Origin of the sequence: Streptomyces sp. NPDC007856, assembly GCF_042868225.1 — a bacterium.
Taxonomy (GTDB): Bacteria; Actinomycetota; Actinomycetes; order Streptomycetales; family Streptomycetaceae; genus Streptomyces.
The window spans coordinates 113,355-136,765 of sequence record NZ_JBIAEC010000001.1; the positions used below are offsets into that span (position 1 = coordinate 113,355).

Annotated in this window: 22 protein-coding genes and 1 pseudogene; 13 read left to right on the forward strand and 10 right to left on the reverse strand. The window is 71.6% G+C overall.

All coding sequences use genetic code 11. From position 1 onward, the window contains the following. Positions 1-116 precede the first annotated feature (116 nt). From ACFYOH_RS00560 to ACFYOH_RS00570, 3 genes are all read right to left on the reverse strand, one after another. Positions 117-584 (reverse strand): VOC family protein, encoded by a 468-nt coding sequence (locus tag ACFYOH_RS00560; protein ID WP_388619461.1) that lies wholly within the window; start codon positions 582-584, stop codon positions 117-119. Between the two features lie 37 nt (positions 585-621). Continuing rightward, on the reverse strand, positions 622-1,572 hold the full coding sequence (rarD, locus tag ACFYOH_RS00565; protein WP_388619464.1) for an EamA family transporter RarD: 951 nt from the start codon (positions 1,570-1,572) through the stop codon (positions 622-624). A gap of 112 nt (positions 1,573-1,684) precedes the next feature. Further along, complete coding sequence (locus ACFYOH_RS00570; RefSeq protein ID WP_388619467.1) at positions 1,685-2,539, reverse strand: SDR family oxidoreductase; 855 nt, start codon at positions 2,537-2,539, stop codon at positions 1,685-1,687. Positions 2,540-2,640: 101 nt separating this feature from the next. Between ACFYOH_RS00570 and ACFYOH_RS00575 the strand changes: the two genes are divergently transcribed. Continuing rightward, positions 2,641-3,045 carry a winged helix-turn-helix transcriptional regulator gene (locus ACFYOH_RS00575; RefSeq protein WP_388619470.1) on the forward strand — a complete coding sequence of 135 codons (405 nt, stop codon included), beginning with the start codon at positions 2,641-2,643 and terminating at the stop codon, positions 3,043-3,045. 17 nt (positions 3,046-3,062) lie between these two features. Here ACFYOH_RS00575 and ACFYOH_RS00580 read toward each other — a convergent pair whose 3' ends face one another. The 5 genes from ACFYOH_RS00580 to ACFYOH_RS00600 all read right to left on the reverse strand — a co-directional run bounded on the left by ACFYOH_RS00580 (position 3,063) and on the right by ACFYOH_RS00600 (position 9,944). Continuing rightward, positions 3,063-4,124, reverse strand: coding sequence for a 2-oxoacid:ferredoxin oxidoreductase subunit beta (locus tag ACFYOH_RS00580; RefSeq protein ID WP_388619473.1), 1,062 nt, complete (start codon positions 4,122-4,124; stop codon positions 3,063-3,065). Next, the gene (locus tag ACFYOH_RS00585; protein ID WP_388619476.1) at positions 4,117-6,045 is read right to left on the reverse strand and encodes a 2-oxoacid:acceptor oxidoreductase subunit alpha; all 1,929 of its coding nucleotides are present in this window, start codon (positions 6,043-6,045) and stop codon (positions 4,117-4,119) included. The genes ACFYOH_RS00580 and ACFYOH_RS00585 overlap by 8 nt, the downstream gene beginning before the upstream one ends. 269 nt (positions 6,046-6,314) lie before the next feature. Further along, positions 6,315-7,004 carry a LuxR C-terminal-related transcriptional regulator gene (locus ACFYOH_RS00590; protein WP_388619479.1) on the reverse strand — a complete coding sequence of 230 codons (690 nt, stop codon included), beginning with the start codon at positions 7,002-7,004 and terminating at the stop codon, positions 6,315-6,317. 121 nt (positions 7,005-7,125) lie between these two features. After that, a complete protein-coding gene (locus ACFYOH_RS00595) occupies positions 7,126-8,466 on the reverse strand; it encodes a sensor histidine kinase (RefSeq protein WP_388619481.1) in 1,341 nt (446 codons plus the stop codon). A 296-nt stretch (positions 8,467-8,762) separates the two neighbouring features. After that, a complete protein-coding gene (locus ACFYOH_RS00600) occupies positions 8,763-9,944 on the reverse strand; it encodes a sensor histidine kinase (RefSeq protein WP_388619484.1) in 1,182 nt (393 codons plus the stop codon). A gap of 200 nt (positions 9,945-10,144) precedes the next feature. On the opposite strand from ACFYOH_RS00600, the gene ACFYOH_RS00605 reads away from it, so the two are divergent. From ACFYOH_RS00605 to gvpK, 12 genes and pseudogenes are all read left to right on the forward strand, one after another. Further along, entirely contained in the window at positions 10,145-10,564 is a 420-nt protein-coding gene (locus tag ACFYOH_RS00605) for an NADH-quinone oxidoreductase subunit A (RefSeq protein ID WP_388619487.1), read from the forward strand. After that, a complete protein-coding gene (locus tag ACFYOH_RS00610) occupies positions 10,555-11,151 on the forward strand; it encodes an NADH-quinone oxidoreductase subunit B (protein WP_388619490.1) in 597 nt (198 codons plus the stop codon). The genes ACFYOH_RS00605 and ACFYOH_RS00610 overlap by 10 nt, the downstream gene beginning before the upstream one ends. Continuing rightward, positions 11,148-12,620, forward strand: coding sequence for an NADH-quinone oxidoreductase subunit C (locus ACFYOH_RS00615; protein ID WP_388619493.1), 1,473 nt, complete (start codon positions 11,148-11,150; stop codon positions 12,618-12,620). Before ACFYOH_RS00610 ends, ACFYOH_RS00615 begins: the two co-directional genes overlap by 4 nt. Then, positions 12,617-13,585 (forward strand): NADH-quinone oxidoreductase subunit H, encoded by a 969-nt coding sequence (locus ACFYOH_RS00620; protein WP_388619496.1) that lies wholly within the window; start codon positions 12,617-12,619, stop codon positions 13,583-13,585. The genes ACFYOH_RS00615 and ACFYOH_RS00620 overlap by 4 nt, the downstream gene beginning before the upstream one ends. Continuing rightward, positions 13,585-14,136 (forward strand): NuoI/complex I 23 kDa subunit family protein, encoded by a 552-nt coding sequence (locus ACFYOH_RS00625; RefSeq protein WP_388619499.1) that lies wholly within the window; start codon positions 13,585-13,587, stop codon positions 14,134-14,136. Before ACFYOH_RS00620 ends, ACFYOH_RS00625 begins: the two co-directional genes overlap by 1 nt. Positions 14,137-14,177: 41 nt before the next feature. Continuing rightward, a complete protein-coding gene (locus ACFYOH_RS00630) occupies positions 14,178-14,816 on the forward strand; it encodes an NADH-quinone oxidoreductase subunit J (protein WP_388621015.1) in 639 nt (212 codons plus the stop codon). Then, on the forward strand, positions 14,816-15,190 hold the full coding sequence (gene nuoK, locus ACFYOH_RS00635) for an NADH-quinone oxidoreductase subunit NuoK (protein ID WP_228621287.1): 375 nt from the start codon (positions 14,816-14,818) through the stop codon (positions 15,188-15,190). The genes ACFYOH_RS00630 and nuoK overlap by 1 nt, the downstream gene beginning before the upstream one ends. Next, positions 15,187-17,181 (forward strand): NADH-quinone oxidoreductase subunit L, encoded by a 1,995-nt coding sequence (locus ACFYOH_RS00640; RefSeq protein ID WP_388619502.1) that lies wholly within the window; start codon positions 15,187-15,189, stop codon positions 17,179-17,181. Before nuoK ends, ACFYOH_RS00640 begins: the two co-directional genes overlap by 4 nt. A gap of 6 nt (positions 17,182-17,187) precedes the next feature. Next, positions 17,188-18,762, forward strand: a complete 1,575-nt coding sequence (locus ACFYOH_RS00645; protein ID WP_388619505.1) for an NADH-quinone oxidoreductase subunit M — start codon at positions 17,188-17,190, stop codon at positions 18,760-18,762. Then, positions 18,759-20,279 (forward strand): NADH-quinone oxidoreductase subunit N, encoded by a 1,521-nt coding sequence (locus ACFYOH_RS00650; protein WP_388619507.1) that lies wholly within the window; start codon positions 18,759-18,761, stop codon positions 20,277-20,279. Before ACFYOH_RS00645 ends, ACFYOH_RS00650 begins: the two co-directional genes overlap by 4 nt. Before the next feature lie 190 nt (positions 20,280-20,469). Continuing rightward, positions 20,470-21,333, forward strand: a complete 864-nt coding sequence (htpX, locus tag ACFYOH_RS00655) for a zinc metalloprotease HtpX (protein ID WP_388619509.1) — start codon at positions 20,470-20,472, stop codon at positions 21,331-21,333. Between the two features lie 10 nt (positions 21,334-21,343). Next, positions 21,344-21,445, forward strand: a pseudogene (gene gvpK, locus ACFYOH_RS00660) (gas vesicle protein GvpK); the annotation flags it as partial. A 59-nt stretch (positions 21,446-21,504) separates the two neighbouring features. Here gvpK and ACFYOH_RS00665 read toward each other — a convergent pair. Both ACFYOH_RS00665 and ACFYOH_RS00670 read right to left on the reverse strand, forming a co-directional pair. Then, on the reverse strand, positions 21,505-21,906 hold the full coding sequence (locus tag ACFYOH_RS00665; protein WP_388619512.1) for a YccF domain-containing protein: 402 nt from the start codon (positions 21,904-21,906) through the stop codon (positions 21,505-21,507). A gap of 152 nt (positions 21,907-22,058) precedes the next feature. Further along, complete coding sequence (locus ACFYOH_RS00670) at positions 22,059-23,309, reverse strand: APC family permease (protein ID WP_388619515.1); 1,251 nt, start codon at positions 23,307-23,309, stop codon at positions 22,059-22,061. Positions 23,310-23,411: the final 102 nt, after the last annotated feature.

Here is a 23,411-nt window from a genome sequence, read left to right on the forward strand (position 1 = left end):
GGCACCCGGCACCCGGCACCCGGCACCCGGCACCCGGCACCCGGCACCCGGCACCCGGCACCCGGCACCCGGCACCCGGCACCCGGCACCCGGCACCCGGCACCGGGCAACGGCGCCTACTGCAGGCAGAATTCGTTGCCCTCCGGGTCCGTCATCACCAGCCACTGCCCGCCCGGCTCCTTCACCTCGCGAACCACCCGCGCGCCCAGCCCCTCCAGGCGTGCCACCTCCGCCGCGCGCCGTTCCGGGCCGGCGTGCAGGTCGAGGTGGAGCCGGTTCTTGACCGTCTTCGGTTCCGGGACACGTTGGAAGAGCAGGCGCCGGCCGAGCCCCGTGCCGGTGTCCGGGTCGTACGGATCCTCGGGATGCCGTACGGCGATCAGGTCACGGAAGGCGGGGCGGCCGTGGTACTCGACGGTCGCCCCGCCGGGCAGCGCTCCGGCCGCCAGCAACCGCTCGACGAGGGCGCTGTTGTCCTCGGCCGTGTAGTGCAGCGCGGCGGCCCAGAAGTCGGCCTGGGCGTGCGGGTCGGCCGCGTCGATGACGAGCTTCCAGTGCAGTGGTGCGGGCGTCTGTGTCGACATGGTCGCCACTTATAGCGCGCGGCACTGACAACGGCCGTCAGGCCTCCACCGCCGCGGACTCGGCCCGGTCGCCGCGTGCCACCACGAGCGATTGCCTGGTCCGCCGCGCCGAGCGCAGGGCGTCGCCCGTGAGCAGCATCAGGGCCAGCCAGACCAGCGCGAATCCGGCCCAGCGCTCGGGCGGCATGGCCTCGTGGAAGTACAGGATGCCGAGCAGGAACTGGAAGACGGGAGCCAGGTACTGCAGCAGGCCGAGCGTGGACAGCGGCACGCGGATGGCCGCCGCGCCGAAGCAGACCAGGGGCAGTGCGGTGACCAGGCCGGTGGAGGCGAGGAGGGCGGCGTGCCCGGTCCCGTCGCTCGTGAAGCTGGCCTTGCCGTGCGCGCCGAGCCACAGCAGATAGCCGAGTGCGGGCAGGAACTGGATCGCGGTCTCGGCAGCCAGCGACTCCAGGCCGCCGAGGGCGACCTTCTTCTTGACCAGGCCGTAGGTGGCGAAGGAGAACGCGAGGACGAGCGAGATCCACGGCGGGCGGCCGTAGCCGATGGTCAGGACGACGACGGCGGCGAGGCCGGTGGCGACCGCCGCCCACTGCACGGGCCGCAGCCGCTCCTTGAGCAGCAGCACGCCCATCGCGATGGTCACCAGCGGGTTGATGAAGTATCCGAGGGAGGCCTCGACCACATGACCGGAGTTCACGGACCAGATGTAGACGCCCCAGTTCACGGTGATGACGGCGGCGGCCACGGCGACGAGCGCGAGCCGGCGTGGCCGACGCAGCAGCTCACCGGCCCACGCCCAGCGCCGTACGAAGAGCAGGGCGACGGCGACGACGACCAGGGACCACACCATGCGGTGAGCGAGGATCTCCACCGCCCCGGCGGGCTTCAGCAAAGGCCAGAACAGGGGCACCAGGCCCCACATGCCGTAGGCGGCGAAGCCGTTCAGCAGGCCTATTCGGTGCTCACCCTTGGACTTCCCGGCCACCGGGCCCTCCCTCTCGCATCAGACACGCGAGAACGAAGGTAGCGCCGAAACCCGCGCCTGTCATGGCCGTATCGCCATACGGTCATGACAGTCGGGGTGGATCATGGGACGCTCAGCCCTTGAGCGCGGCGGTGACCGCCTCCGCCAGCGGGGTGGTGGGACGGCCGGTCAGCCGCGACAGGTCGCCGGAGGAGACCACCAGCTCACCCTTCTCGATCGAGGCGTCCACGCCGGCCAGGATCGTGGCCAGCGGTCCGGGCAGCCCGGCGCCGGCGAGGATGCCGGCGAAGGTCTCCACGGAGACCGCGTTGTAGACGATCTCCTTGCCGGTCTGCCGGCTCAGCTCGGCCGCGTACTCGGCGAAGCCCCACGCCTCGTCGCCGCCCAGCTCATAGGTCTTGTTCTCGTGCCCCTCGCCGGTCAGCACCGCGACCGCCGCGGCGGCATAGTCGGCGCGGGCGGCCGAGGAGACCCGCCCGTCGCCGGCGGCCTGGACGACCGCGCCGTGCTCCAGCACCGGGGCCAGGTTCTCGGTGTAGTTCTCGTGGTACCAGCCGTTGCGCAGCAGGGTGTACGGCAGGCCGGAGGCGAGCAGCACCTCCTCCGTCGCCCGGTGGTCGTCCGCGAGCGCGGCGGTGAGGCTGCCCGGGGCGCTGGTGTAGGCGAGCAGCGCCACACCGGCCGCCTGCGCGGCGTCGATGACGACCTTGTGCTGCTGCACCCGGCCCCTGTCGAACTCGTTGCCCGAGATCAGCAGCACCTTGTCACCGGCGGCGAACAGGCCGTCGAAGGTCTCGGGCGCGTTGTAGTCGGCGACGGCCGGCTTCACCCCGCGGGCGGCGAAGTCGGCGGCCTTCGCCTCGTCGCGCACGACGGCGGTGATCTGCTCCGCGGGTACCTTCTCCAGCAGCTGCTCCACTACGTGCCGGCCGAGGTGTCCGGTGGCTCCGGTGACGACGATGCTCATGGTTCAGAACTCCTTGTGGGGTGCCGTGACTCTCCTATGACACTCACCCTAGGAGGGGCGCTAACCAAGCGAAAGTACCCACTTTGAAGTAAGGTACGGTCATGTCGGTAAGTGAGTGGAAGGGTGACGGCGAGGCCATGTGCCCCCACCGCCTGGTCCTGGAGCACATCACCAGCCGCTGGGGTGTGCTGGTGCTGATCCAGCTCCTCGAACGCCCGTACCGCTTCAGCGAACTGCGCCGGGCGATCAGCGGTCTCGGCGGGCGTGGCGTGAGCGAGAAGATGCTCACGCAGACCCTCCAGACCCTGGAGCGCGACGGTCTCGTCCACCGGGACGCCAAGCCCGTCATCCCGCCGCGCGTCGACTACTCCCTGACGGGTCTGGGCCGCGAGGCGGCGGAGCAGGTGCGCGCACTGGCCCGGTGGACCGAGCGGCGCATGGACGACGTCCTCGGCGCCCGCCGGGCATACGACGAGGCCCGGGACGTCCGGTCCCGGGCCTCGTAGCCGAGCCGAGGGCGTCCTCAGCCGATGACCGTCCAGGTGTCCCCGCCCGCCAGCAGCGCGGCCAGGTCGCCCTTACCCTTCTGCTCGATCGCGGTGTCCAGCTGCTCGGCCATCGCCGTGTCGTAGACCGGCCGGTCGACCGAGCGGAAGACACCGACCGGAGTGTGGTGCAGGGTGTCGGGGTCGGCGAGCCGGGAGAGGGCGAAGGCGGTGGTCGGGGACGCGGCGTGGGCGTCGTGGACCACGATGTCCGCCTCGTTCTCCGGCGTCACCGTGACGACCTCCAGGTCACCTGTGGCCCGGTTGCGTACGACGCCGCGCGCGCCGGCGGCCCCGAAGCGGATCGGCTGTCCGTGCTCCAGCCGGATCAGGGCCTCCTCGGCCTGCTGCTTGTCCTTCAGGGCGTCGAAGGCGCCGTCGTTGAAGATGTTGCAGTTCTGGTAGATCTCGATCAGCGCGGTGCCCGGGTGGTCGGCGGCCGCGCGCAGCACCTCGGTCAGATGCTTGCGGTCGGAGTCGATGGTGCGGGCGACGAAGGACGCCTCCGCGCCGATCGCCAGCGACACCGGGTTGAACGGCGCGTCCAGCGAGCCCATCGGCGTCGACTTGGTGATCTTCCCCAGCTCGGAGGTCGGCGAGTACTGGCCCTTGGTCAGGCCGTAGATCCGGTTGTTGAACAGCAGGATCTTCAGGTTGACGTTACGGCGCAGGGCGTGGATCAGGTGGTTGCCGCCGATCGACAGCGCGTCGCCGTCACCGGTGACCACCCACACCGACAAATCCCGCCTGCTCGTGGCCAGGCCGGTGGCGATGGCGGGGGCGCGGCCGTGGATGGAGTGCATCCCGTAGGTGTTCATGTAGTACGGGAAGCGGGAGGAGCAGCCGATGCCGGAGACAAAGACGATGTTCTCCTTCGCCAGCCCCAGCTCCGGCATGAAGCCCTGCACGGCGGCGAGGATCGCGTAGTCGCCGCAGCCCGGGCACCAGCGCACCTCCTGGTCCGACTTGAAGTCCTTCATCGACTGCTTGGCCTCGGCCTTGGGGACCAGCTGCAGCAGCCCGTTGCCGGTGTCAGTCATCGATGGCCTCCTTCAGCGCCGCGGCGAGCTGTTGCGCCTTGAACGGCATGCCGTTGACCTGGGTGTAGGAGTGGGCGTCGACCAGGTACTTCGCCCGGATCAGGATGGCGAGCTGCCCGAGGTTCATCTCGGGGATGACCACCTTGTCGTACCGCTTCAGGACCTCACCCAGATTCCGCGGGAAGGGGTTGAGGTGGCGCAGGTGGGCCTGGGCGATCGCCTCGCCGGAGCGGCGTAGCCGCCGTACCGCCGCCGTGATCGGCCCGTAGGTGGAGCCCCAGCCCAGTACCAGGGTGGTCGCGCCGTGCGGATCGTCCACCTCGATGTCGGGGACCTCGACGCCGTCGACCTTGGCCTGCCGGGTGCGGACCATGAAGTCGTGGTTGGCCGGGTCGTAGGAGATGTTGCCCGTGCCGTCCTGCTTCTCGATGCCGCCGATGCGGTGCTCAAGCCCCGGGGTGCCCGGGAGCGCCCATGGCCGGGCGAGGGTCTCGGGGTCGCGCTTGTACGGCCAGAAGACCTCGGTGCCGTCGTCCAGGGTGTGGTTCGGGCCGGAGGCGAACTGCACCCGCAGATCGGGCAGTTCGTGCAGGTCGGGGATTCGCCACGGCTCGGAGCCGTTGGCCAGGTAGCCGTCGGACAGCAGCATCACCGGGGTGCGGTAGGCCAGGGCGATCCGTGCCGCCTCCAGGGCGGCGTCGAAGCAGTCCGCCGGCGTCTTCGGCGCGACGATCGGCACCGGGGCCTCGCCGTTGCGGCCGAACATCGCCTGCAGCAGGTCCGCCTGCTCGGTCTTGGTCGGCAGACCCGTGGACGGGCCGCCGCGCTGGATGTCGACCACGAGCAGCGGCAGCTCCAGGGAGACCGCGAGCCCGATCGTCTCGCTCTTCAGCGCGATCCCGGGACCGGACGTCGTCGTCACCGCGAGCGAACCGCCGAACGCCGCGCCCAGCGCCGCGCCGATGCCCGCGATCTCGTCCTCGGCCTGGAAGGTCCGCACGCCGAAGTTCTTGTGCTTGCTCAGCTCGTGCAGGATGTCGGATGCCGGGGTGATCGGGTACGAGCCCAGGAACAGCGGCAGGTCCGCCTGCTGGGACGCGGTGATCAGGCCGTAGGCCAGGGCGAGGTTGCCGGAGATGTTGCGGTAGGTGCCCACGGGGAAGGCCTTGGCGGCCGGGGCGACCTCGTAGGAGACCGCGAAGTCCTCCGTCGTCTCGCCGAAGTTCCAGCCCGCCCGGAACGCGGCGATGTTCGCCGCCATGATCTGCGGCTTCTTCGCGAACTTGGACTTCAGGAACTTCTCGGTGCCCTCGGTCGGCCGGTGGTACATCCACGACAGCAGACCCAGCGCGAACATGTTCTTGCTGCGCTCGGCCTCCTTGCGGGAGAGGTCGAACTCCTTCAGTGCCTCCACCGTGAGGGTGGTCAGCGGCACCGGGTGCAGGTTGTAGCCGTCCAGCGAGCCGTCGTCCAGCGGGGAGGCGTCGTAGCCGACCTTCTGCAGGGCGCGCTTGGTGAACTCGTCGGTGTTGACGATGATCTCGGCGCCGCGCGGCAGATCGCCGATGTTCGCCTTCAGCGCGGCCGGGTTCATCGCGACCAGGACGTTCGGCGCGTCGCCCGGAGTGAGGATGTCGTGGTCGGCGAAGTGGAGCTGGAAGCTGGAGACGCCGGGCAGGGTGCCGGCGGGCGCGCGGATCTCGGCGGGGAAGTTGGGCAGGGTGGAGAGGTCGTTGCCGAAGGACGCGGTCTCCGAGGTGAACCTGTCACCGGTGAGCTGCATGCCGTCACCCGAGTCCCCCGCGAACCGGATGATCACCCGGTCCAGGCGCCGTACGTCCTTGGCGCCGCCCGGTTTGCGCTGTTCTCCGACAACGGCTCCGTCGGTCTGCTCCGCCTGGCTGCTGACCTGGCTGGTCACTGAACTGGACCTCCTTCGAGGCGGCTGTCCGGGGCGTGGTCGTCCCACGGACCATCCCAGGATCAACCCTACGTCGGTTAGGGTCGCCTTCCCGAGGCGATCCACAGAATGGACGACATCGAGTCGGCCTGTGGTGCTGTCGAGTCGGCATGGCACTGAGGTGTCAGGGCGTCCTTCCCCGGTCGCCTCCTCCTGTCTTCCATCCGGGTACCCGGACTTCTCACAGAAGCCGGACCGTCTGACGCCCTGCTGACACAGTGTTCTTCGGATCAGGAGTTCAGATAGGTCAGTACGGCCAGAACACGCCGGTGGTCCCCTTCGCTCGGGGCCAGCCCGAGCTTCAGGAAGATGTTGCTGACGTGCTTCTCCACGGCGCCGTCACTGACCACCAGCTGCTTGGCGATCGCCGAGTTCGTGCGCCCCTCCGCCATCAGCCCCAGCACTTCGCGCTCCCGCGGGGTGAGCCCCGCCAGCACGTCCTGCTTGCGGCTGCGGCCGAGCAGCTGCGCGACCACCTCGGGGTCGAGCGCCGTACCGCCCTGGGCCACCCGCACCACCGCGTCGACGAACTCGCGCACCTCGGCGACCCGGTCCTTGAGCAGATAGCCCACGCCCCGGCTGGAACCGGCCAGCAGTTCGGTGGCGTACCGCTCCTCCACGTACTGCGACAGCACCAGCACCCCGAGCCCCGGGTGGGTCTTCCGCAGCCGTACGGCCGCCCGTACGCCCTCGTCGGTGTGCGTCGGCGGCATCCGTACGTCCGCCACCACCACGTCGGGCAGCTCGCCCTGGGCGTCCAGGTCGGCGACGGTCTTCACCAGGGCCTCCGCGTCCCCGACGCCGGCCACGACGTCGTGCCCGCGGTCGGTCAGCAGCCGGGTCAGGCCCTCCCTGAGCAGCACTGAGTCCTCGGCGATGACCACCCGCACCCTGTCCTCCACGATCTCCCGGCCCCCCATGGTCCCTACGCAGGTCTCGTACGGGGGTCCAGCATTCCAGCATTCGGTACGCGCCGCTCGCGGCACCAGCACAATCCCGCCCCCGGGGCGGGGGCGGGAAAGGCCGGGCCGGGTCCTCGCGTCAGGTGCGCCAGGGCAGTTCCGCGATCACCCGGGTGGGTCCGCCTTCCGGGGAGTCCACCACGAGGACGCCGTCCACCGCGTCCAGGCGGCCGGCGAGACCGGCCAGGCCCGTGCCGCGGGAGGCCTCCGCGCCACCGACGCCGTCGTCGATCACCTGCAGCATCAGCCGGTCCTCCGCGCGCCACACGTCCACCGACGCGGAGCGGGCCCGGCTGTGCTTGCTGATGTTCTGCAGCAGCTCGGAGACCGTGAAGTAGGCGATGCCCTCGATGGCCGGCGCCGGGCGGGCCGGCAGATCGACCTCCACCCGCACCGGCACCGTGCAGCGCGAGGCGACCGAGGACAGCGCCGCGTCCAGGCCGCGGTCGGTCAGCACGGCCGGGTGGATGCCGCGGGCCAGATCGCGCAGCTCCTGCAGCGCCGTCTTCACCTCCCCGTGCGCCTCCTCCACCATCGCCGCCGCCGCCCGCGGATCCTCCCGCAGCTTCTCCTTCGCCAGCCCCAGGTCCATCGCCAGGTTGACCAGCCGCGCCTGGGCCCCGTCGTGCAGGTCCCGCTCGATGCGCCGCAGATCGGCGGCGGCCGTGTCGACCACCACCCCGCGGTCCGACTCCAGCTCCACCACCCGCGCCGACAGCGGCGAGGGCCCCAGCAGGCCCCGGACCAGCAGTCCGTCCACCGTCGTCAGGGCCCGTACGATCCACGGCGCGGCCAGCGTGAACAGCAGCCCCCCCAGCGCGGTCACGGTGATCTCGAAGGGGTTGTCGAGATAGACGCTGTGGTGCTCGTCGCCGTACAGCTGGATGCCGCCCTGGCCGGCGTATGCCGGGAAGACCCAGAACCACAGCGGGTACGTCAGCAGCGTCCAGCCCGTCGCCCACAGGCTCACCGCCACCGAGAACGAGAACACCGCCCACGGGAACTGCACCAGCGCGTACAACATGTTCCGCCAGGAGGTGCCGCTCTTGAGCACCGCGCCCATCCAGGCCGGCACGCCCGGCTTGCGCATCCGCAGCGGCTCGGGCTCGGCCACCTCCAGCCGCAGCAGCCCGCGCGCCCGCGCCCGCTCCAGCGCGCCGAAACCCCGGCAGCCGGCCAGCGCCGCCGCGAGGACCGGGACGCCGAGGAAGGTCACCAGCAGGCCCGTGCCGAGCGACGCCATGGTCACCGTCCAGGTGAACAGCACGATCGAGATCGGCAGGCTCAGCAGGACATAGCCGAACTCGCGCCAGCTGCGCGCCTCGAACGGTGCCCGCAGGGCGGGAGGGAGCCGAAAGCCGGTGCGGGTCCGTTCGTCCTCCCGCCCGTATCCGTATCCGTGTCCGTACTCCATGGCCATCGATCGCGTCCCGTTCTCGTCGTGTGAGCGGCGGTTCAGCCGTGTTTCCAGGGTCGTGCGCCGGGGGTTCGCGGGCCATGGAGGTCGTCGGCGTCTCGGGGCGGGGGTTTTCCCCACCATGGCCTCCGGCGCCTGGACCTACTTGTCTTCGGTGCGGTGGTTTCTTGGTGCCGTTGGTTGCGGATCGCCGTAGGGGTTCTGCCGTCGGCTCGCCGCGGGGCCGTCGTGGCCGGTCGCGCAGGTCCCCACGCCCTTAGGGGGTCGCGGGCGCCGGCACTCGGGTACGGACCCCTCGGCTACTCCCTGCGGTCCCGCCACGGCAGCTCGGCTGTGACCACCGTCGGGCCGCCGGGTGGGGAGTCGAGGTCGAACAGGCCGTCCACGGCGCCCAGGCGCTCCGCGAGGCCGCGCATGCCGGTGCCGTCCTGGAGGCGGGCGCCGCCCCGGCCGTCGTCCTGGACCTGGATGAGCAGCCGGTCCTCCGCGCGCCACACGTCCACCGACGCGGCGCGGGCCCCGCTGTGTTTGCTGATGTTCTGCAGCAGCTCGGAGACCGTGAAGTAGGCGATGCCCTCGATGGCCGGTGCCGGGCGGTCCGGCAGGGTCACGGTCACCTTCACCGGCACCGTGCAGCGGGTGGCGACCGAGGACAGGGCCGCGTCCAGGCCCCGGTCGGTGAGCACGGCCGGATGGATGCCGCGGGCGAGGTCGCGCAGCTCCTGGAGGGCCAGCTTCACCTCGCCGTGCGCCTCCTCCACCATCGCCGCCGCCGAGTCGGGATCCTCCAGCAGCTTCTCCTTGGCCAGACCGAGCCCCATGGCCAGGTTGACCAGCCGCGCCTGGGCCCCGTCGTGCAGGTCCCGCTCGATGCGCCGCAGATCGGCGGCGGCCGTGTCGACCACCACCCCGCGGTCCGACTCCAGCTCGGCGATACGGCGCTCCAGCTCGTCCGAGGGCGACAGCAGCCCGCGCACCAGGAAGCGATCCACGTTCGCCAGGCCCCGCGCCAGGTACGGCAGCACCGGCCACAGCACGAACAGCGAGGTCAGTACGGTGCAGAAGGTGAGGATGCCCCAGGGCAGCCGGATGACGTCGTACAGCAGCGTCCGCCAGCCCACCGGGTCCTTCAGCGCCATCCACAGCCGCTGCGTCAGCGCGCCGCTCTTCGCGAGCGGCAGCGGGGTCGGCTCCTCCACCCGCACCCCGAGCAGCCTTCGCGCGCGGGCCCGCTCCAGCTTCCCCAGCTGCCGGGCACCCAGCAGACTGAGCGCCAGCAGCGGCAGGCCGACGACGGTGATCGTCAGGGACCCGCCGACGGACAGCACAGTGATCGCGTAGACGAAGCCGAACACCGCCACCGGCAGGTTCAGCAGGAGATACAGGATCTCCTTCCACGTGTGCGCGTCGTACGCCGGCCGGATCGGAGGCAGAGGGTCGGTGCCGTCGGCCCGGTCGACGGCTGAGCTGGTAGCGGTCATGACGGTCAGCCTGCCGTGCCGTGCACCCTCCGCGCCATGCGGTACACGCCCTCCGCCGACGGGGGAAAACCCCACCCCGCACACGTCGGCCGTCGCCGCCATCTGTCCCACGCGTGACGGGCTGCTTACTGGCTCTTTATCAGGGCCTAGACTCCCGTGCGTACACATCGTCGAATGATGTCAGGGAGCGAGGTCGGACGGTGCGGGAGACGTTGGGGGACTCGACGGCCGCCGCGGCGAACGTCATCGCGGCCGGCTACTTCCGGTCCTACTCGGTCGTGGGCCTGCTCGCGCTGATCGGCGTGCTGTTCGTCGCGGTCGCCTTCGGCGCGGGCCGCCTGCTGCGCCCGGTCGTGCCGACCCCCGAGAAACTGCTGACCTACGAGTGCGGCGTCGACCCCGTCGGCGAGGGCTGGGCCCACACCCAGGTCCGCTACTACGTCTACGCCTTCCTGTACGTCATCTTCGCCGTCGACTCGATCTTCCTGTTCCCCTGGGCGACGGTCTTCGCCGCCCCCGGCTACGGCGCGACGACGCTCGTGGAGATGTTCGTCTTCCTCGGCTTCCTCGCCGTGGGCCTGCTGTACGCATACAAGAAGGGCGTCCTGGCATGGACGTGACCCCCACCCCTGTGTCGCTCCCGGAGCCGAAGCGGCTGGGCGCACTCGCCCGTCTGGCCCCCGAGCCGATGAAGGTGGTCCTGAACTGGGGCCGCCGGTACTCGCTCTGGGTCTTCAACTTCGGCCTCGCCTGCTGTGCGATCGAGTTCATCGCCGCGTCGATGGCCCGCCACGACTTCATCCGCCTCGGCGTGATCCCGTTCGCCCCCGGCCCGCGCCAGGCCGACCTGATGGTGGTGTCGGGCACGGTCACGGACAAGATGGCCCCGGCTGTCAAACGTCTGTACGAGCAGATGCCCGAGCCGAAGTACGTCATCTCCTTCGGCGCCTGCTCCAACTGCGGCGGCCCCTACTGGGACTCGTACTCGGTGACGAAGGGCGTCGACCAGATCATCCCGGTCGACGTCTACGTCCCCGGCTGCCCGCCGCGCCCGGAGGCGCTGCTCCAGGGCATCCTCAAGCTCCAGGAGAAGATCGCCCGCGAGTCCCTGGGGGAGCGGTACGGCCACTCCCGGCCGTCGGCGGCCGCCCTGACCAGCGACCTGGTGAAGCCACCCGCCCCCGCCGGTGAGGGGGATGCCCGATGAGCACGGTCGGCTGGCTGCCCGCCCCGGTCGAGGACCTCTTCGGTACGGACGCCACGGCCGAGGAGTCCTACGACCTCCTGACCGTGGACGTGCCGCCGTCCTCCTGGCTCACCGCCCTGGAGACGGCCCGTACGACCCTGGGTTGCAGCTACTTCGACTGGCTGAGCGCGGTCGACGAACCGGGCACGGGCTTCCGCGTCTCCGCCCATGTCGTCGCGCTGGGCCCGGTCCGCCGCCTCCTCGTCCGCACGACCGTCCCGCACGAGGCGCCGGCGCTGCCCTCCGCCGTGGGGGTCTACGCGGGCGCGGCCTGGCACGAGCGCGAGACCCACGAGATGTTCGGCGTGGTGTTCGAGGGTCACCCGGGCCTGGAGCACCTGCTCCTCCCGGAGACCTTCGAGGGCCACCCGCTGCGCAAGGACTTCGTCCTCGCCGCGCGTGTCGCCAAGGCCTGGCCCGGCGCCAAGGAGCCCGGCGAATCCGAGCACGGCGGCCCCAAGCGCCGCCAGATGCTCCCCCCGGGCGTGCCCGACCCCAACGAGTGGGGCCCCCTGAAAGGCCAGCTGCCCCCTGCCCCGGCCCGCCCGGCGCGCGGCGCGGGCCGAGCGCCGGGCGAACGCCCGGCGGCTCGCGCGGCCGCGGCCGGAGACCGCCCGGTACGACGCACCCGCACAGCGGCGGAGGGTTCAGCCGGCCAGACCGCGCAGGCCGCCCCGCCCGAGCCGACGGGCGAGGCCGCTGCGGCAGGCGGGGCGAGCGGGGCTGCCGGAGCAGGAACTACAGGGACCGGCGGGGCTGCAGGGGCCGGCGGGGCTGTGGGCGCTGCCGGTGCGCGGCCGCGCCGGATGCGGAGTGCCGGCGAGGGCTCGGTGAGCCAGACGCGGGCGCCCCAGGACGCGGCCGGGCTCAAGCAGGCGGCGGCCGAGGGCGACGCGACCCAGACCGCGGCGGATGCGGCAGCGGAGGGCCCGGCCGCCGAGGCCTCCGTGGCCCATGAGCCCGGCCCCGCCCCGGCCCGTCCGCGCCGCGCTCGCAGCGCCTCGGAAGGCTCGGCCTCACAGCGACCCCGGGCTCCTGAACCGGAGGCACCGGCCACGGATGAGCCGGCGGCAACGGAAGGCGCCGCCCGTCCCGCCCGCCGGAGCACGACCCCGCGCAGCTCGGACGCCCCATGGCACCACGCCCGCCCGGCCTTCGAGGAGCCCGAACAGGCCCCGGCGGCCCCCGAACAGGCGCCGGAGGAACCGGGGCGGACCCCTGCGGAGCCCGAGCAGGCCTCGACGGAACCTGAGCGGGCGTCTGCGAAGCCTGAGCAGGCCCCCGCCGAAGCCGTACAGGCCGAGCAGCAATCCGAACGGCCCGCCGGCACCGGTGACGGCCTCCCCACCGACGACGAGCCCGCCACCCCCGACAACCCCGAGGCCGAACCCGAGCCCAACGACGACACCACCCAAGGAGGCCCGCAGTGAACGGCGCGTTGGACGTCGCCCTGCGACTCGTGGTCGTGTTCGTCGTCTTCCTCACCTTCCCGCTGATCGTCGGCCAGACCGAGCACAAGGTGATGGCGCACATGCAGGGCCGGCTCGGCCCGATGTATGCCGGCGGCTTCCACGGCTGGGCCCAGCTCATCGCGGACGGCGTGAAGTTCGCACAGAAGGAGGACGTGGTCCCGGCCGGCGCCGACCGGCGCGTCTTCCAGCTCGCCCCCGCCGTCGCCCTGCTGCCGTACCTCCTCGTGCTGCTCGCCATCCCGATCGGCCCGAGCAACGGCGACGTCGGCCAGGTCCTCGACGCGGGTGTGTTCTTCGTGCTCGCCGTGATGGGCGTCGGCGTACTCGGCTCGCTCATGGCCGGCTGGGCCAGCGCGAACAAGTTCTCCCTGCTCGGCGGTCTGCGCACGGCCGCCCAGCTGCTCGCCTACGAACTGCCGATGCTGCTCGCTGCCGCCTCGGTCGCGATGGCGGCGGGCACGGTCTCCCTGCCCGGCATCCTGCACGCCTTCCACTGGTGGTGGGTGCCCTGGCAGATCGTCGGCGCGGTCGTCTTCTTCGTCGCCGGACTCGCCGAGCTGCAGCGCCCGCCGTTCGACATGCCTGTCGCCGACTCGGAGATCATCTTCGGCGCGTACACCGAGTACACCGGTCTGCGGTTCGCACTCTTCCTCCTCGCCGAGTACGCCGGGATCGTCGTCCTGTGCGGCCTGACCACCGTCCTCTTCCTGGGCGGCTGGCACGGCCCGTGGGGCCACGACGGCCTGGGCTGGCTGTGGACCCTGCTGAAGACCGCGATCCTCGCCTTCCTCGTCATCTGGCTCCGCGTCACCTACCCGCGGCTGCGCGAGGACCAGCTCCAGAAGCTGTCCTGGACCCTCCTCGTCCCCCTCTCCCTCGCCCAGATCGCCCTCACCGGCATCGTCAAGGTGGTGATCTCCTGATGGCCCCCATTCCCGGCTCCGGCCTCGCCAAGGGCCTGGCCGTCACCCTCCGCACGATGACCAGGAAGACGGTCACCGAGCAGTACCCGGACGCCCAGCCCGAACTGCCGCCCCGCACGCGTGGCGTGATCGGCCTGTTCGAGGAGAACTGCACGGTCTGCATGCTCTGCGCCCGTGAGTGCCCCGACTGGTGCATCTACATCGACTCCCACAAGGAGACCGTCCCGCCCGCCGCCCCGGGCGGCCGCGAGCGCAGCCGCAACGTCCTCGACCGGTTCGCCATCGACTTCTCCCTGTGCATGTACTGCGGTATCTGCATCGAGGTGTGTCCTTTCGACGCCCTGTTCTGGTCCCCGGAGTTCGAGTACGCCGAGACCGACATCCGTGACCTCACCCATGAGCGGGACAAGCTCCGCGAGTGGATGTGGACCGTCCCGGCCCCGCCGGCCCTCGACCCCGCCGCCGAGGAGCCGAAGGAGATCGCCGCCGCCCGCAAGACCGCCGAGAAGCTGGCGGCCACGCAGGCCGAACCGGGGGAGGGCGCGTCGTGACCCTCGCCTCGACCCTGAGCCCGGCCGCGGGTCGTACCGGCATGCACTTCGCCGCGGCCTCACACGGCTTCCTGTCCCCGACCGGCGTCGAGGTCGCCTTCCTCCTCGTCGGCCTGGTCACCTTCGGCGCCGCGCTCGTCACCGTCACCACCCGCCAGCTGGTGCACGCCGCCCTGTGGCTGGTGGTCGCGCTCGGTGGTCTCGCCGTGGAGTACCTGCTGCTCACGGCCGAGTTCATCGCCTGGGTGCAGGTCCTGATCTACGTCGGTTCCGTCGTCGTCCTCCTGTTGTTCGGTCTGATGCTCACCAAGGCCCCCATCGGCCGCTCCCCGGACGCCGACTCCGGCAACCGCTGGGCCGCCCTGACCGTCGCGGTCGCCGCCGCCGTCGCCCTGGTCTGGGTGGTCGTCGACGCCTTCCGCACCACCTGGATCGACCTGAACGGCCCGGCCGCCGGCTCCACCCGGGTCACCGGCGAGAGCCTGTTCCGCAACTGGGTGCTGCCCTTCGAGGCCCTGTCCGTCCTGCTCCTCGCGGCCCTGGTCGGCGCGATCGTCCTGTCCCGCAAGGCGAAGGCGGAGTCGAACCCTCCCCCTGTGAACTCCCGGGGAGTCACGGAGAGTTCCCCCTCCGTCACGGATTCCGGAATTCACCCGGTCGAGCAGGAAGGCGCCCGCTGATGCACCTCGCCTACCCGGCCGTACTCTCCGCCCTCCTGTTCTGCACCGGCCTGTACGGCGTCCTCGCCCGCCGCAACGCGATCCTGGTCCTGATGTCCGTCGAGCTGATGCTCAACGCCGTCAATCTCAATCTCGTCGCCTTCGACGTCTGGCTCAGCCGGGCCGCGAGGGACACCCTGCACTCCGGCCAGGCGCTCACCCTGTTCACCATCACCATCGCCGCCGCCGAGATCGGCATCGGCCTGGCGATCGTGCTCGCCGTCTACCGCAACCGCGGCACCTCCGACATCGACAAGCTCCGCGACACCGCCGAGGGCCCCGGCACCGAGGGACCGGGCTCCTCCGCGGCCGAGAAGGCTGAGGCCACCGCGTGACCACGACCACCCTCGCCGCCCTCGTCCCCCTGCTGCCGTTCCTCGGCGCCGCGGCAGGACTTCTGCTCGGCCGCACCGCGCCCGGGTTCATCCGCCCGCTCGCCGTGCTGCCGCCGCTGGCCTCGCTCGTCCTGGCGGCGCTGGTCGCCGCACGCCAGGGCGGCGGTCAGGCCATCGACGCCCACACCGAGCTGACGCCCACCGGCTCGGTCCCCATCGAGCTGGCGCTGCACATCGACGGCTTCGCCGCGCTCGTCGCGATCCTGGTCGCGTTCGTCGCGGCCTGCGTGCAGATCTACTCGACGGGCTATCTGCGCGACGACCCGCGCTACCCCTCGTACGCCGCCCTCGTCTCCCTGTTCACCTCCGCGATGCTTCTGGTCGTCTACTCCGGCGACCTGATCGTGCTGCTGGTCGGCTGGGAAGTCATGGGCATCTGCTCCTACTTCCTGGTCGGCCACTACTGGGAGACGCCCGAGGCCCGCGCCGCCTCCCTGAAGGCCTTCCTGGTCACCAAGCTCGGCGACGTGCCGTTCCTCATCGGCCTGTTCGCCCTCGCCACCGACGCCGGGTCCTTCCGCATCACCCGCGTCCTCGGCGCCGTCGCGAGCGGCAACCTGCACCATCCGACGGTGATCGCCCTGCTGCTCCTCGCGGGCGTCGCGGGCAAGTCGGCACAGTTCCCGCTGCACACCTGGCTCCCGGACGCGATGGCCGGCCCCACACCCGTCTCCGCGCTGATCCACGCCGCGACGATGGTCGCCGCCGGTGTCTACTTCGTCGCCCGTCTCCTCCCGGTATTCGAGGCCTCCCAGGCCGCGATGACCGTGCTGGCCGTCATGGCCGCCGTCACGATGGTGGGCTCCGGTCTCGCCGCGCTCGCCCAGGACGACATCAAGCGCGTCCTCGCCTACTCGACGATCGGCCAGCTCGGCTACATGACCGGCGCCCTCGCCGTCGGCGACCGTGGTGCCGCCGTCTTCCACCTCCTGTCCCACGGCGCCTTCAAGGCGCTGCTGTTCCTCGCGGCCGGCGTGATCATCCATGCCTCCGGCACCAACTCACTGGCCGCCATGTCCCGGATGAGTCACCTGCGCGACCGTGTTCCGGACGCCTACTGGACGATGACCGTGGCGCTCCTCGCACTCGCCGCGGTCCCGCCGTTCAGCGGCTTCTTCTCCAAGGAGTCCGTCCTCGGCGCCGCCGAGCACGTGGTCGACGGTCACCCGGACCACGCCCCCTGCGCCGCCGGCTGGATCGTCCTCGTCGCCGGTCTGCTCACCGCCCTGCTCACCGCCGCCTACGCGGCGCGGCTGTGGCTGCTGGCCTTCCGCGGCCGGGGCGCCGAGGCCCCCGACCACGGCCGCCAGCCGCTGACGATGACCGTGGTGCTGTGGGTCCTCGCCGTGCCGTCCCTCGCCTTCGGCGGGCTCGCCTACCGCGTCCTGCCCCGCTGGTTCGACGGCCGCGACCTGACCCCGACCCTGCTCACCTCCATCCTGGGCACAGGCCTCGCCGTGGTCGGCGGGCTGCTGACCTACGGCGCCTGGCAGCGCACCACCCAGCTGGCCGCCCGGGTCCCGCTGGGCGCGGTCGCCGCCCATCCGGAGGAGGACGCCGGGCTGGTCGAGGCCGAGGCCATCGCCACCCACGAGCCGGCCTACGGCGACATCGCCTACGCGCCCGACCCGGCGGACCCGGCGCGGCTGCTGCTCGGCCCGCTGCGCCGCCACGCGGCCGCCGGCTTCCACCTGGACGCCGTGTACGCGGCACTGTTCGTCCTTCCGGTCCAGGCCGGAGCGAGCCTCGTCCGGTTCCTCGACCGCGAGGTCGTCGAGACCTACGTACAGGGCGCGGCCGCCCTTCCCCGGCTGCTCGGGGCCGCCGTACGGCGGGCGCAGACCGGCAATGTGCAGACCTATGTGAGCGCGCTGCTCGCCGGCACCGTCCTCCTGGCGGTCGCCGTCGTCCTCGTCGCCACGGGAGCGTGAGCAGGCGTGATCGATATCAACGAGTCCGTGATGCAGTTCCTTCTGGCATTCGTCGTCGTCGGCCCGCTCCTCGGCGCCGTCGCCGCCCTCCTCCCGGCCCCGCCCGGACTGAAGGGGAAGTCACCCGAGCAGGCCGTGTTGCGGCACGGCGTGACCGTGACCGGCGCGATCCTCATCGCCGCGATCGTCCTCGCGCTCGGCTTCGACCACGACCACCCGTCGAAGATGCAGGCCACGACGGACATCAGCTGGATCCCCGCACTCGACGTGCGGATCCACCTCGGCATCGACGGCATCTCCCTCCCCCTCGTCGTCCTGACCGCGCTGCTGACCTTCCTGTGCGCGCTGTACTCCTACTTCAAGCCGCCCGCGGGCGGCTCCCCGAAGGCGTTCGTCGCGCTGCTGCTCCTGCTCGAGTCCGGCACCCTCGCGACCTTCGCCGTCCTCGATCTGCTGCTGTTCTTCCTCGCGTTCGAGATGGTGCTCATCCCGATGTACTTCCTCATCGCCCGCTGGGGCGGCGAGGGCCGGACCCGGGCCGCGTGGAAGTTCATCCTGTTCACGCTGCTCGGCTCCGTGGTCATGCTGCTCGGCCTGCTCCTGATCGGCATCAAGGCGGGCACGTTCGACATGGTGGCACTCGCCACTGACAACGGCCGGTCGCTGACCGCATCCGTGCAGGTCATCGCCGTTCTGGCGATCGGGATCGGGCTGGCGGTGAAGTCGCCGATGTGGCCGTTCCACAGCTGGCTGCCGGACGCCCACACCGCAGCGCCGACCGTCGGCTCGGTGCTGCTGGCTGGTGTCCTGCTGAAGATGGGTACGTACGGGTTCGTCCGGATCCTGCTGCCGGTGGCGCCGCACGGCTTCCACACCTTCGCGCCGTACATCGCCGCGTTCGCCGTCGTCGGGATCATCTACGGGTCCCTGGCCTGTCTGGCGCTGGCAAAGCGGGGCGCGAAGGGCGATCTCAAGCGGCTGATCGCCTACTCCTCCGTCGGCCACATGGGCTTCGTGCTGCTGGGCGTCGCCACCATGACCCCGACCGGTGTCAACGGCGCCCTGTTCGCCAACATCGCCCACGGCCTCATCACCGGCCTCCTCTTCTTCCTGGTCGGCGCGCTGAAGGACCGCACGGGCACGACCGACCTGGACACCCTCGCCGAGGAGACCGGCGCTGCGCTGTACGGCAAGGCCCCGCGCCTCGGCGGCCTCCTCGCGTTCGGCGCCGTCGCCTCGCTCGGGCTGCCCGGGCTCGCCGGGTTCTGGGGCGAGATGCTGGCCCTGTTCGGCGCGTTCAAGCCCGCCGCCGATCTCAGCCGGCCGGCCTTCCTCACCTTCATGGCGATCGGCGCGTTCGGCACCCTGCTGACGGCCGCGTACATGCTGATCGTGGTCCGCCGCGTCTGCATGGGCGGCGTCGAACAGGAAGTCCCGAAGCTCGCCGACGTACGCGGCTACGAGTTCGCCGCCTGGACCCCGCTCGTCGCCCTCACCGTCGCCGCCGGACTGTGGCCGAGGGCCCTGCTCGGCCTGACCGACCCGGCCGTGCACCAGCTCCTCGCAGGAGGCACCCGATGAGCGCCCAGCCCCTCGCCGAGTCGCTGGTCCAGTCCGTCGACTGGCTGGCCGTCGCCCCGCCCGCCATCGCCGCCGCGGTGGGACTCGTCGTCCTGGTCGCCGACCTGTTCCTGCCCGAGGCCCGCAAGCCCGTCCTCGGCTGGGTCTCGGTCGCCGGACTGGCCGCGGCCGCGCTGATGCTGCTACCCCTCCTGGACGGCGACCGCAGCACCTTCTGCCTCACCGGCGCCGGTACGCGCGCGTGCAGCTACACCGCCGACCACTTCACGCTGGTCATCCAGTTCCTGGTCCTCGGCGGCGCCCTGCTCGCGGCCCTGCTGTCCGTCACGAATCTCAGCGACGACCAGCGGCGCGTCCCGCCGGGCGAGTTCTGGTTCCTGCTGCTGTCCTCCGCGGCCGGCGCCGCCCTGCTGCCCGCCTCCCGCGACCTGGCCACGCTGATCGTGGCCCTGGAGGTCGCCTCCCTGCCCGCGTTCGCCCTCGTCGGCATCCGGCACGGCGACGAGCGGTCCTCCGAGGCCGCCCTGAAGTTCTTCCTCTCCTCGGTGACGGCCACCGCGGTCAGCCTGATGGGCATCAGCTTCGTCTACGCCTCCACCGGCACTCTCTACCTCACCCAGGTCGCCCAGCGCCTGCCCCACGTCGGCGGACAGCTGCACACGCTCGCCCAGGCGGGTGTCGTCCTCACCCTGATCGGCTTCGCCTTCAAGACGGCCGCCGTCCCCTTCCACTTCTGGGTGCCCGACACCTACGTCGGCGCACCGCTGCCCGTCGCCGCCTACCTGTCGGTCGTCGGCAAGGCGGTCGGCTTCTCCGGCCTGATCCTCGTCACCGTCGTCGCGCTCCCGTCGTACGCCGACGTCTGGGGCCCCGCGCTCGCCGCCCTGGCCGCGCTCACCATGACCGTCGGCAACGTCGGCGCCCTGCGCCAGCAGGCCACGCGCGCGTACAGCGCCGTTCGGCTGCTCGCCTGGTCCTCCGTCGGTCAGGCCGGCTACCTGCTGGTGCCGATTGCCGCCGCCGGCTACGCCAAGGACCCGCAGAAGGCGATCGGCTCCACGGTGGCCTACGCGCTGATGTACGGCGCCGTGAACCTCGGCGCGTTCGCGGTGGCCGCCGTGGTGGGCCGTAGCCGGGCCGTGAACCGGATCGCCGACTACCGGGGTCTGTACGCCAGCAACCCGCTCACCGCGCTCCTGCTGGCGTTCTTCCTGCTGTGCCTGGCCGGGCTGCCGCCGGGCGTGATCGGCCTGTTCGCCAAGGTCACCGTGTTCTCGTCGGCCGTCGACGCGGGCCTCGGCTGGCTCGCCGTCGTCATGGCCGTCAACGTGGTGATCGCCCTCTTCTACTACCTGCAGTGGACGGCTCTGCTGTTCCGCGCCCCCGAGGGCGAACCCGCCCGGCACCACGTCCCGGCCCCGCTCACGGCCGCCCTCGCCCTCACCGGTGTACTCGGCGTCGCCCTGTCCGGAGCACCCCAGCTGGTCCTCCGCTTCGCGGCCACCGGCCTGTTCTGAAGGCTCGGCCACGCGCGCGTGGGCACCCGTGCCCTCCACGCGCGCGTGGCCGTATGCGCCCATCACTCGCACGGCCCTGGCGCGCAGCCGCACCCACCAGGGAACTCGCAGCAGCCGCCTGGCGTTGTCACAAGCGGGAGGGTCCACTGGACCAAAGTGTTCCCCAGCTGCACGACTTGGAGGGCGCACGGTGCACCGCCGGCACAACGGGCTCAGGACCGCAGTACTCCTCGGGGGACTGTCCGCACTCATCATCGTCATCGGCAGCCTCTTCGGCCGCACCGGTCTGATCGTCGCGGTCCTGGTGGCCCTGGGCACGAACGCGTACGCGTACTGGAACAGCGACAAGCTGGCCCTGCGCGCGATGCGCGCCCGCCCGGTCAGCGAGTTCGAGGCCCCCGCGCTGTACCGCATGGTCCGCGAGCTGTCCACGCAGGCCCGCCAGCCCATGCCGCGCCTGTACATCTCGCCCACGGAGGCCCCCAACGCCTTCGCCACGGGCCGCAACCCGCGCAACGCGGCCGTGTGCTGCACCGAGGGCATCCTGCGCCTGCTGGACGAGCGTGAGCTGCGGGGCGTCATCGGCCATGAGCTCAGCCACGTCTACAACCGGGACATCCTCATCTCCTCGGTCGCCGGCGCGCTCGCCTCGGTGATCATGTTCCTGGTGAACTTCGCCTGGCTGATCCCGGTCGGCCGCTCGGACGACGACGACGGCCCGGGCCTGCTCGGCCTGCTTCTGATCATGATCCTCGGCCCGCTCGCCGCCAGCCTGATCCAGCTGGCCATCAGCCGCTCCCGCGAGTACGAGGCGGATGCCTCCGGCGCCCAGCTCACCGGCGATCCGCTGGCCCTCGCCAGTGCCCTGCGCAAGCTGGAGACCGGCACCCAGCAGCTCCCGCTGCCCCCCGAGCCGCGGATCGAGACCGCCAGCCACATGATGATCGCGAACCCGTTCCGCTCGGGCCAGGGCCTGACCAGGATGTTCTCCACGCACCCGCCGATGGCGGACCGCATCGCCCGGCTGGAACAAATGGCAGGCCGCCACAGGTGAGTCCGCCGTCCTCCTGCACGACCGGATGGCCGAACTGTGCGACAGCTACGGCCTCACCATGGCCGACCTCAACATTGACCTCGGGCCGCTGGGCACGCTGCTCCCGCCGTGACCGGCGGCCGGCGCGGGAGACCGGCGGCCGACGCAGAAGATCGCGCCCGGCGCGCGAGATCAGCGCCCGGCGAAACCCTGGTCCGACGGCACCACCTCACGCCCGAGCGGCATGAGGGAGATCGGGATGAGCTTGAGGTTCGCCCAGCCGAAGGGGATCCCGATGATCGACAGGAACAGGGGGATGCTCGTGATGAGGTGCCCCAGCGCCAGCCACCAGCCCGCGAAGATCACCCAGATCACGTTGCCGATGAAGGAACCCGCCCCCGCGTCCGGCCGGTCCACGGTGGTCCGGCCGAACGGCCACAGGACGAAGCCGGCGATGCGCAGCGACGCGATGCCGAACGGGATGGTGACGATCAGGACGAAGCAGATCAGGGCGGCGATGAGATAACCGATCGCCATCCAGAAGCCGCAGAAGACGAGCCACAGGATGTTGAGCAGCAGGTTGAACAGCTTCATGGTCGGTACCTCTCCGGGTCGCTCCGCCGGCATGCCTGCTGCCACAAGTATCAGCGTGCCGGGCCTTCAGGCAGAACCGCAGCGTCCTTGTGGAGTGATCGGGAACGCCCGGAGACGATCCGGCGCAGCATCACTCTCGGCATCATTCGGCGTCACTCGGTGCGCCGTCGCGCCCGCAGTCGTACGCCGTAGGCCGCCACGCCCGCCGCGAGCACGCCCGCCCCCACGGCCACCGAGCCGGCGGGCAGTGCGAACGCCAGCGTGGCGCAGCCCAGCAGGCCCACCACGGGCACCACGCGGGCCGACGGGGCCGGACCCAGGGTCCATGCGGAGGCGTTGGCGACGGCGTAGTAGGCGAGCACGCCGAAGGAGGAGAAGCCGATCGCGCCGCGCACATCGACCGCCGCGGCCAGTACGGCGACCACCACGCCCACGGCCAGCTCCGCCCGGTGCGGCACCTGGAAACGCGGGTGCACGGCCGCAAGCGCCCTCGGCAGATGCCCGTCCCGGGCCATGGCGAGGCTTGTACGGGACACGCCGAGGATCAGCGCGAGCAGCGAGCCCAGCGCCGCCACCGCGGCCCCGACCCGCACCACCGGCGCGAACCCCGGCACGCCGGCCGCCCGTACCGCGTCGGCCAGCGGCGCCGCCGCGTGCCCGAGCCGGTCCGTACCGAGGACAGCGAGCACCGCGACGGCCACGCACGCGTACACCACAAGTGCGATCCCCAGGGCCAGCGGGATCGCACGCGGAATCGTGCGCGCCGGGTCCCGTACCTCCTCCCCGAGGGTCGCGATCCGCGCGTACCCGGCGAACGCGAAGAACAGCAGCCCCGCCGCCTGGAGCACCCCGCCCGCGCCCGACGACAGCCCGATGTCCAGCCGCCCGGCGTCGCTCTGTCCGGAGACCAGGCACACGACCACCACGGCTGCGAGCACGGCCAGCACCACCGCCACGATCACGCGCGTCAGCCACGCCGACTTCTGGATCCCGCCGTAGTTCACGGCCGTCAGGGCCACCACGGCCGCGACCGCCACCGCGTGCGCCTGCCCCGGCCAGACGTACGCGCCCACGGTGAGCGCCATGGCCGCACAGGACGCCGTCTTGCCGACCACGAAGGCCCAGCCCGCGAGATAGCCCCAGAAGGGGCCCAGCCGCTCCCGTCCGTACACGTACGTCCCGCCGGAGGCCGGATAGCGGGCGGCGAGCCGGGCGGAGGACATGGCGTTGCAGTAGGCCACCACGGCCGCGAGCGCCAGCCCGGGCAGCAGTCCCGTGCCCGCCGCGTGCGCGGCGGGCCCCAGGGCCGAGAACACGCCGGCCCCGACCATCGAGCCGAGGCCGACGATCACGGCGTCCCGTACGCCGAGGGTGCGGCGCAGCCCGGTGCCGGAGGTTGTCATGTGCCGGACTCTACTGACTGCCGGAACCGGGAGGTGGACCACCGGCGTCTATCTCGTGACCAGACCACGAACGCACGGTCAACAGGCAGCGAACGTGTGCTG

What these genes read in the sequence shown, in the direction of transcription:
- ACFYOH_RS00560 (WP_388619461.1), bottom strand. Translation starts at nt 584, where the DNA reads ATGTCGACACAGACGCCCGCACCACTGCACTGGAAGCTCGTCATCGAC.
- ACFYOH_RS00570 (WP_388619467.1), bottom strand. Translation starts at nt 2,539, where the DNA reads ATGAGCATCGTCGTCACCGGAGCCACCGGACACCTCGGCCGGCACGTA.
- ACFYOH_RS00575 (WP_388619470.1), top strand. Translation starts at nt 2,641, where the DNA reads ATGTCGGTAAGTGAGTGGAAGGGTGACGGCGAGGCCATGTGCCCCCAC.
- ACFYOH_RS00580 (WP_388619473.1), bottom strand. Translation starts at nt 4,124, where the DNA reads ATGACTGACACCGGCAACGGGCTGCTGCAGCTGGTCCCCAAGGCCGAG.
- ACFYOH_RS00590 (WP_388619479.1), bottom strand. Translation starts at nt 7,004, where the DNA reads ATGGGGGGCCGGGAGATCGTGGAGGACAGGGTGCGGGTGGTCATCGCC.
- ACFYOH_RS00595 (WP_388619481.1), bottom strand. Translation starts at nt 8,466, where the DNA reads ATGGCCATGGAGTACGGACACGGATACGGATACGGGCGGGAGGACGAA.
- ACFYOH_RS00600 (WP_388619484.1), bottom strand. Translation starts at nt 9,944, where the DNA reads ATGACCGCTACCAGCTCAGCCGTCGACCGGGCCGACGGCACCGACCCT.
- ACFYOH_RS00610 (WP_388619490.1), top strand. Translation starts at nt 10,555, where the DNA reads ATGGACGTGACCCCCACCCCTGTGTCGCTCCCGGAGCCGAAGCGGCTG.
- ACFYOH_RS00615 (WP_388619493.1), top strand. Translation starts at nt 11,148, where the DNA reads ATGAGCACGGTCGGCTGGCTGCCCGCCCCGGTCGAGGACCTCTTCGGT.
- ACFYOH_RS00625 (WP_388619499.1), top strand. Translation starts at nt 13,585, where the DNA reads ATGGCCCCCATTCCCGGCTCCGGCCTCGCCAAGGGCCTGGCCGTCACC.
- ACFYOH_RS00630 (WP_388621015.1), top strand. Translation starts at nt 14,178, where the DNA reads ATGCACTTCGCCGCGGCCTCACACGGCTTCCTGTCCCCGACCGGCGTC.
- nuoK (WP_228621287.1), top strand. Translation starts at nt 14,816, where the DNA reads ATGCACCTCGCCTACCCGGCCGTACTCTCCGCCCTCCTGTTCTGCACC.
- ACFYOH_RS00650 (WP_388619507.1), top strand. Translation starts at nt 18,759, where the DNA reads ATGAGCGCCCAGCCCCTCGCCGAGTCGCTGGTCCAGTCCGTCGACTGG.
- ACFYOH_RS00665 (WP_388619512.1), bottom strand. Translation starts at nt 21,906, where the DNA reads ATGAAGCTGTTCAACCTGCTGCTCAACATCCTGTGGCTCGTCTTCTGC.
- ACFYOH_RS00670 (WP_388619515.1), bottom strand. Translation starts at nt 23,309, where the DNA reads ATGACAACCTCCGGCACCGGGCTGCGCCGCACCCTCGGCGTACGGGAC.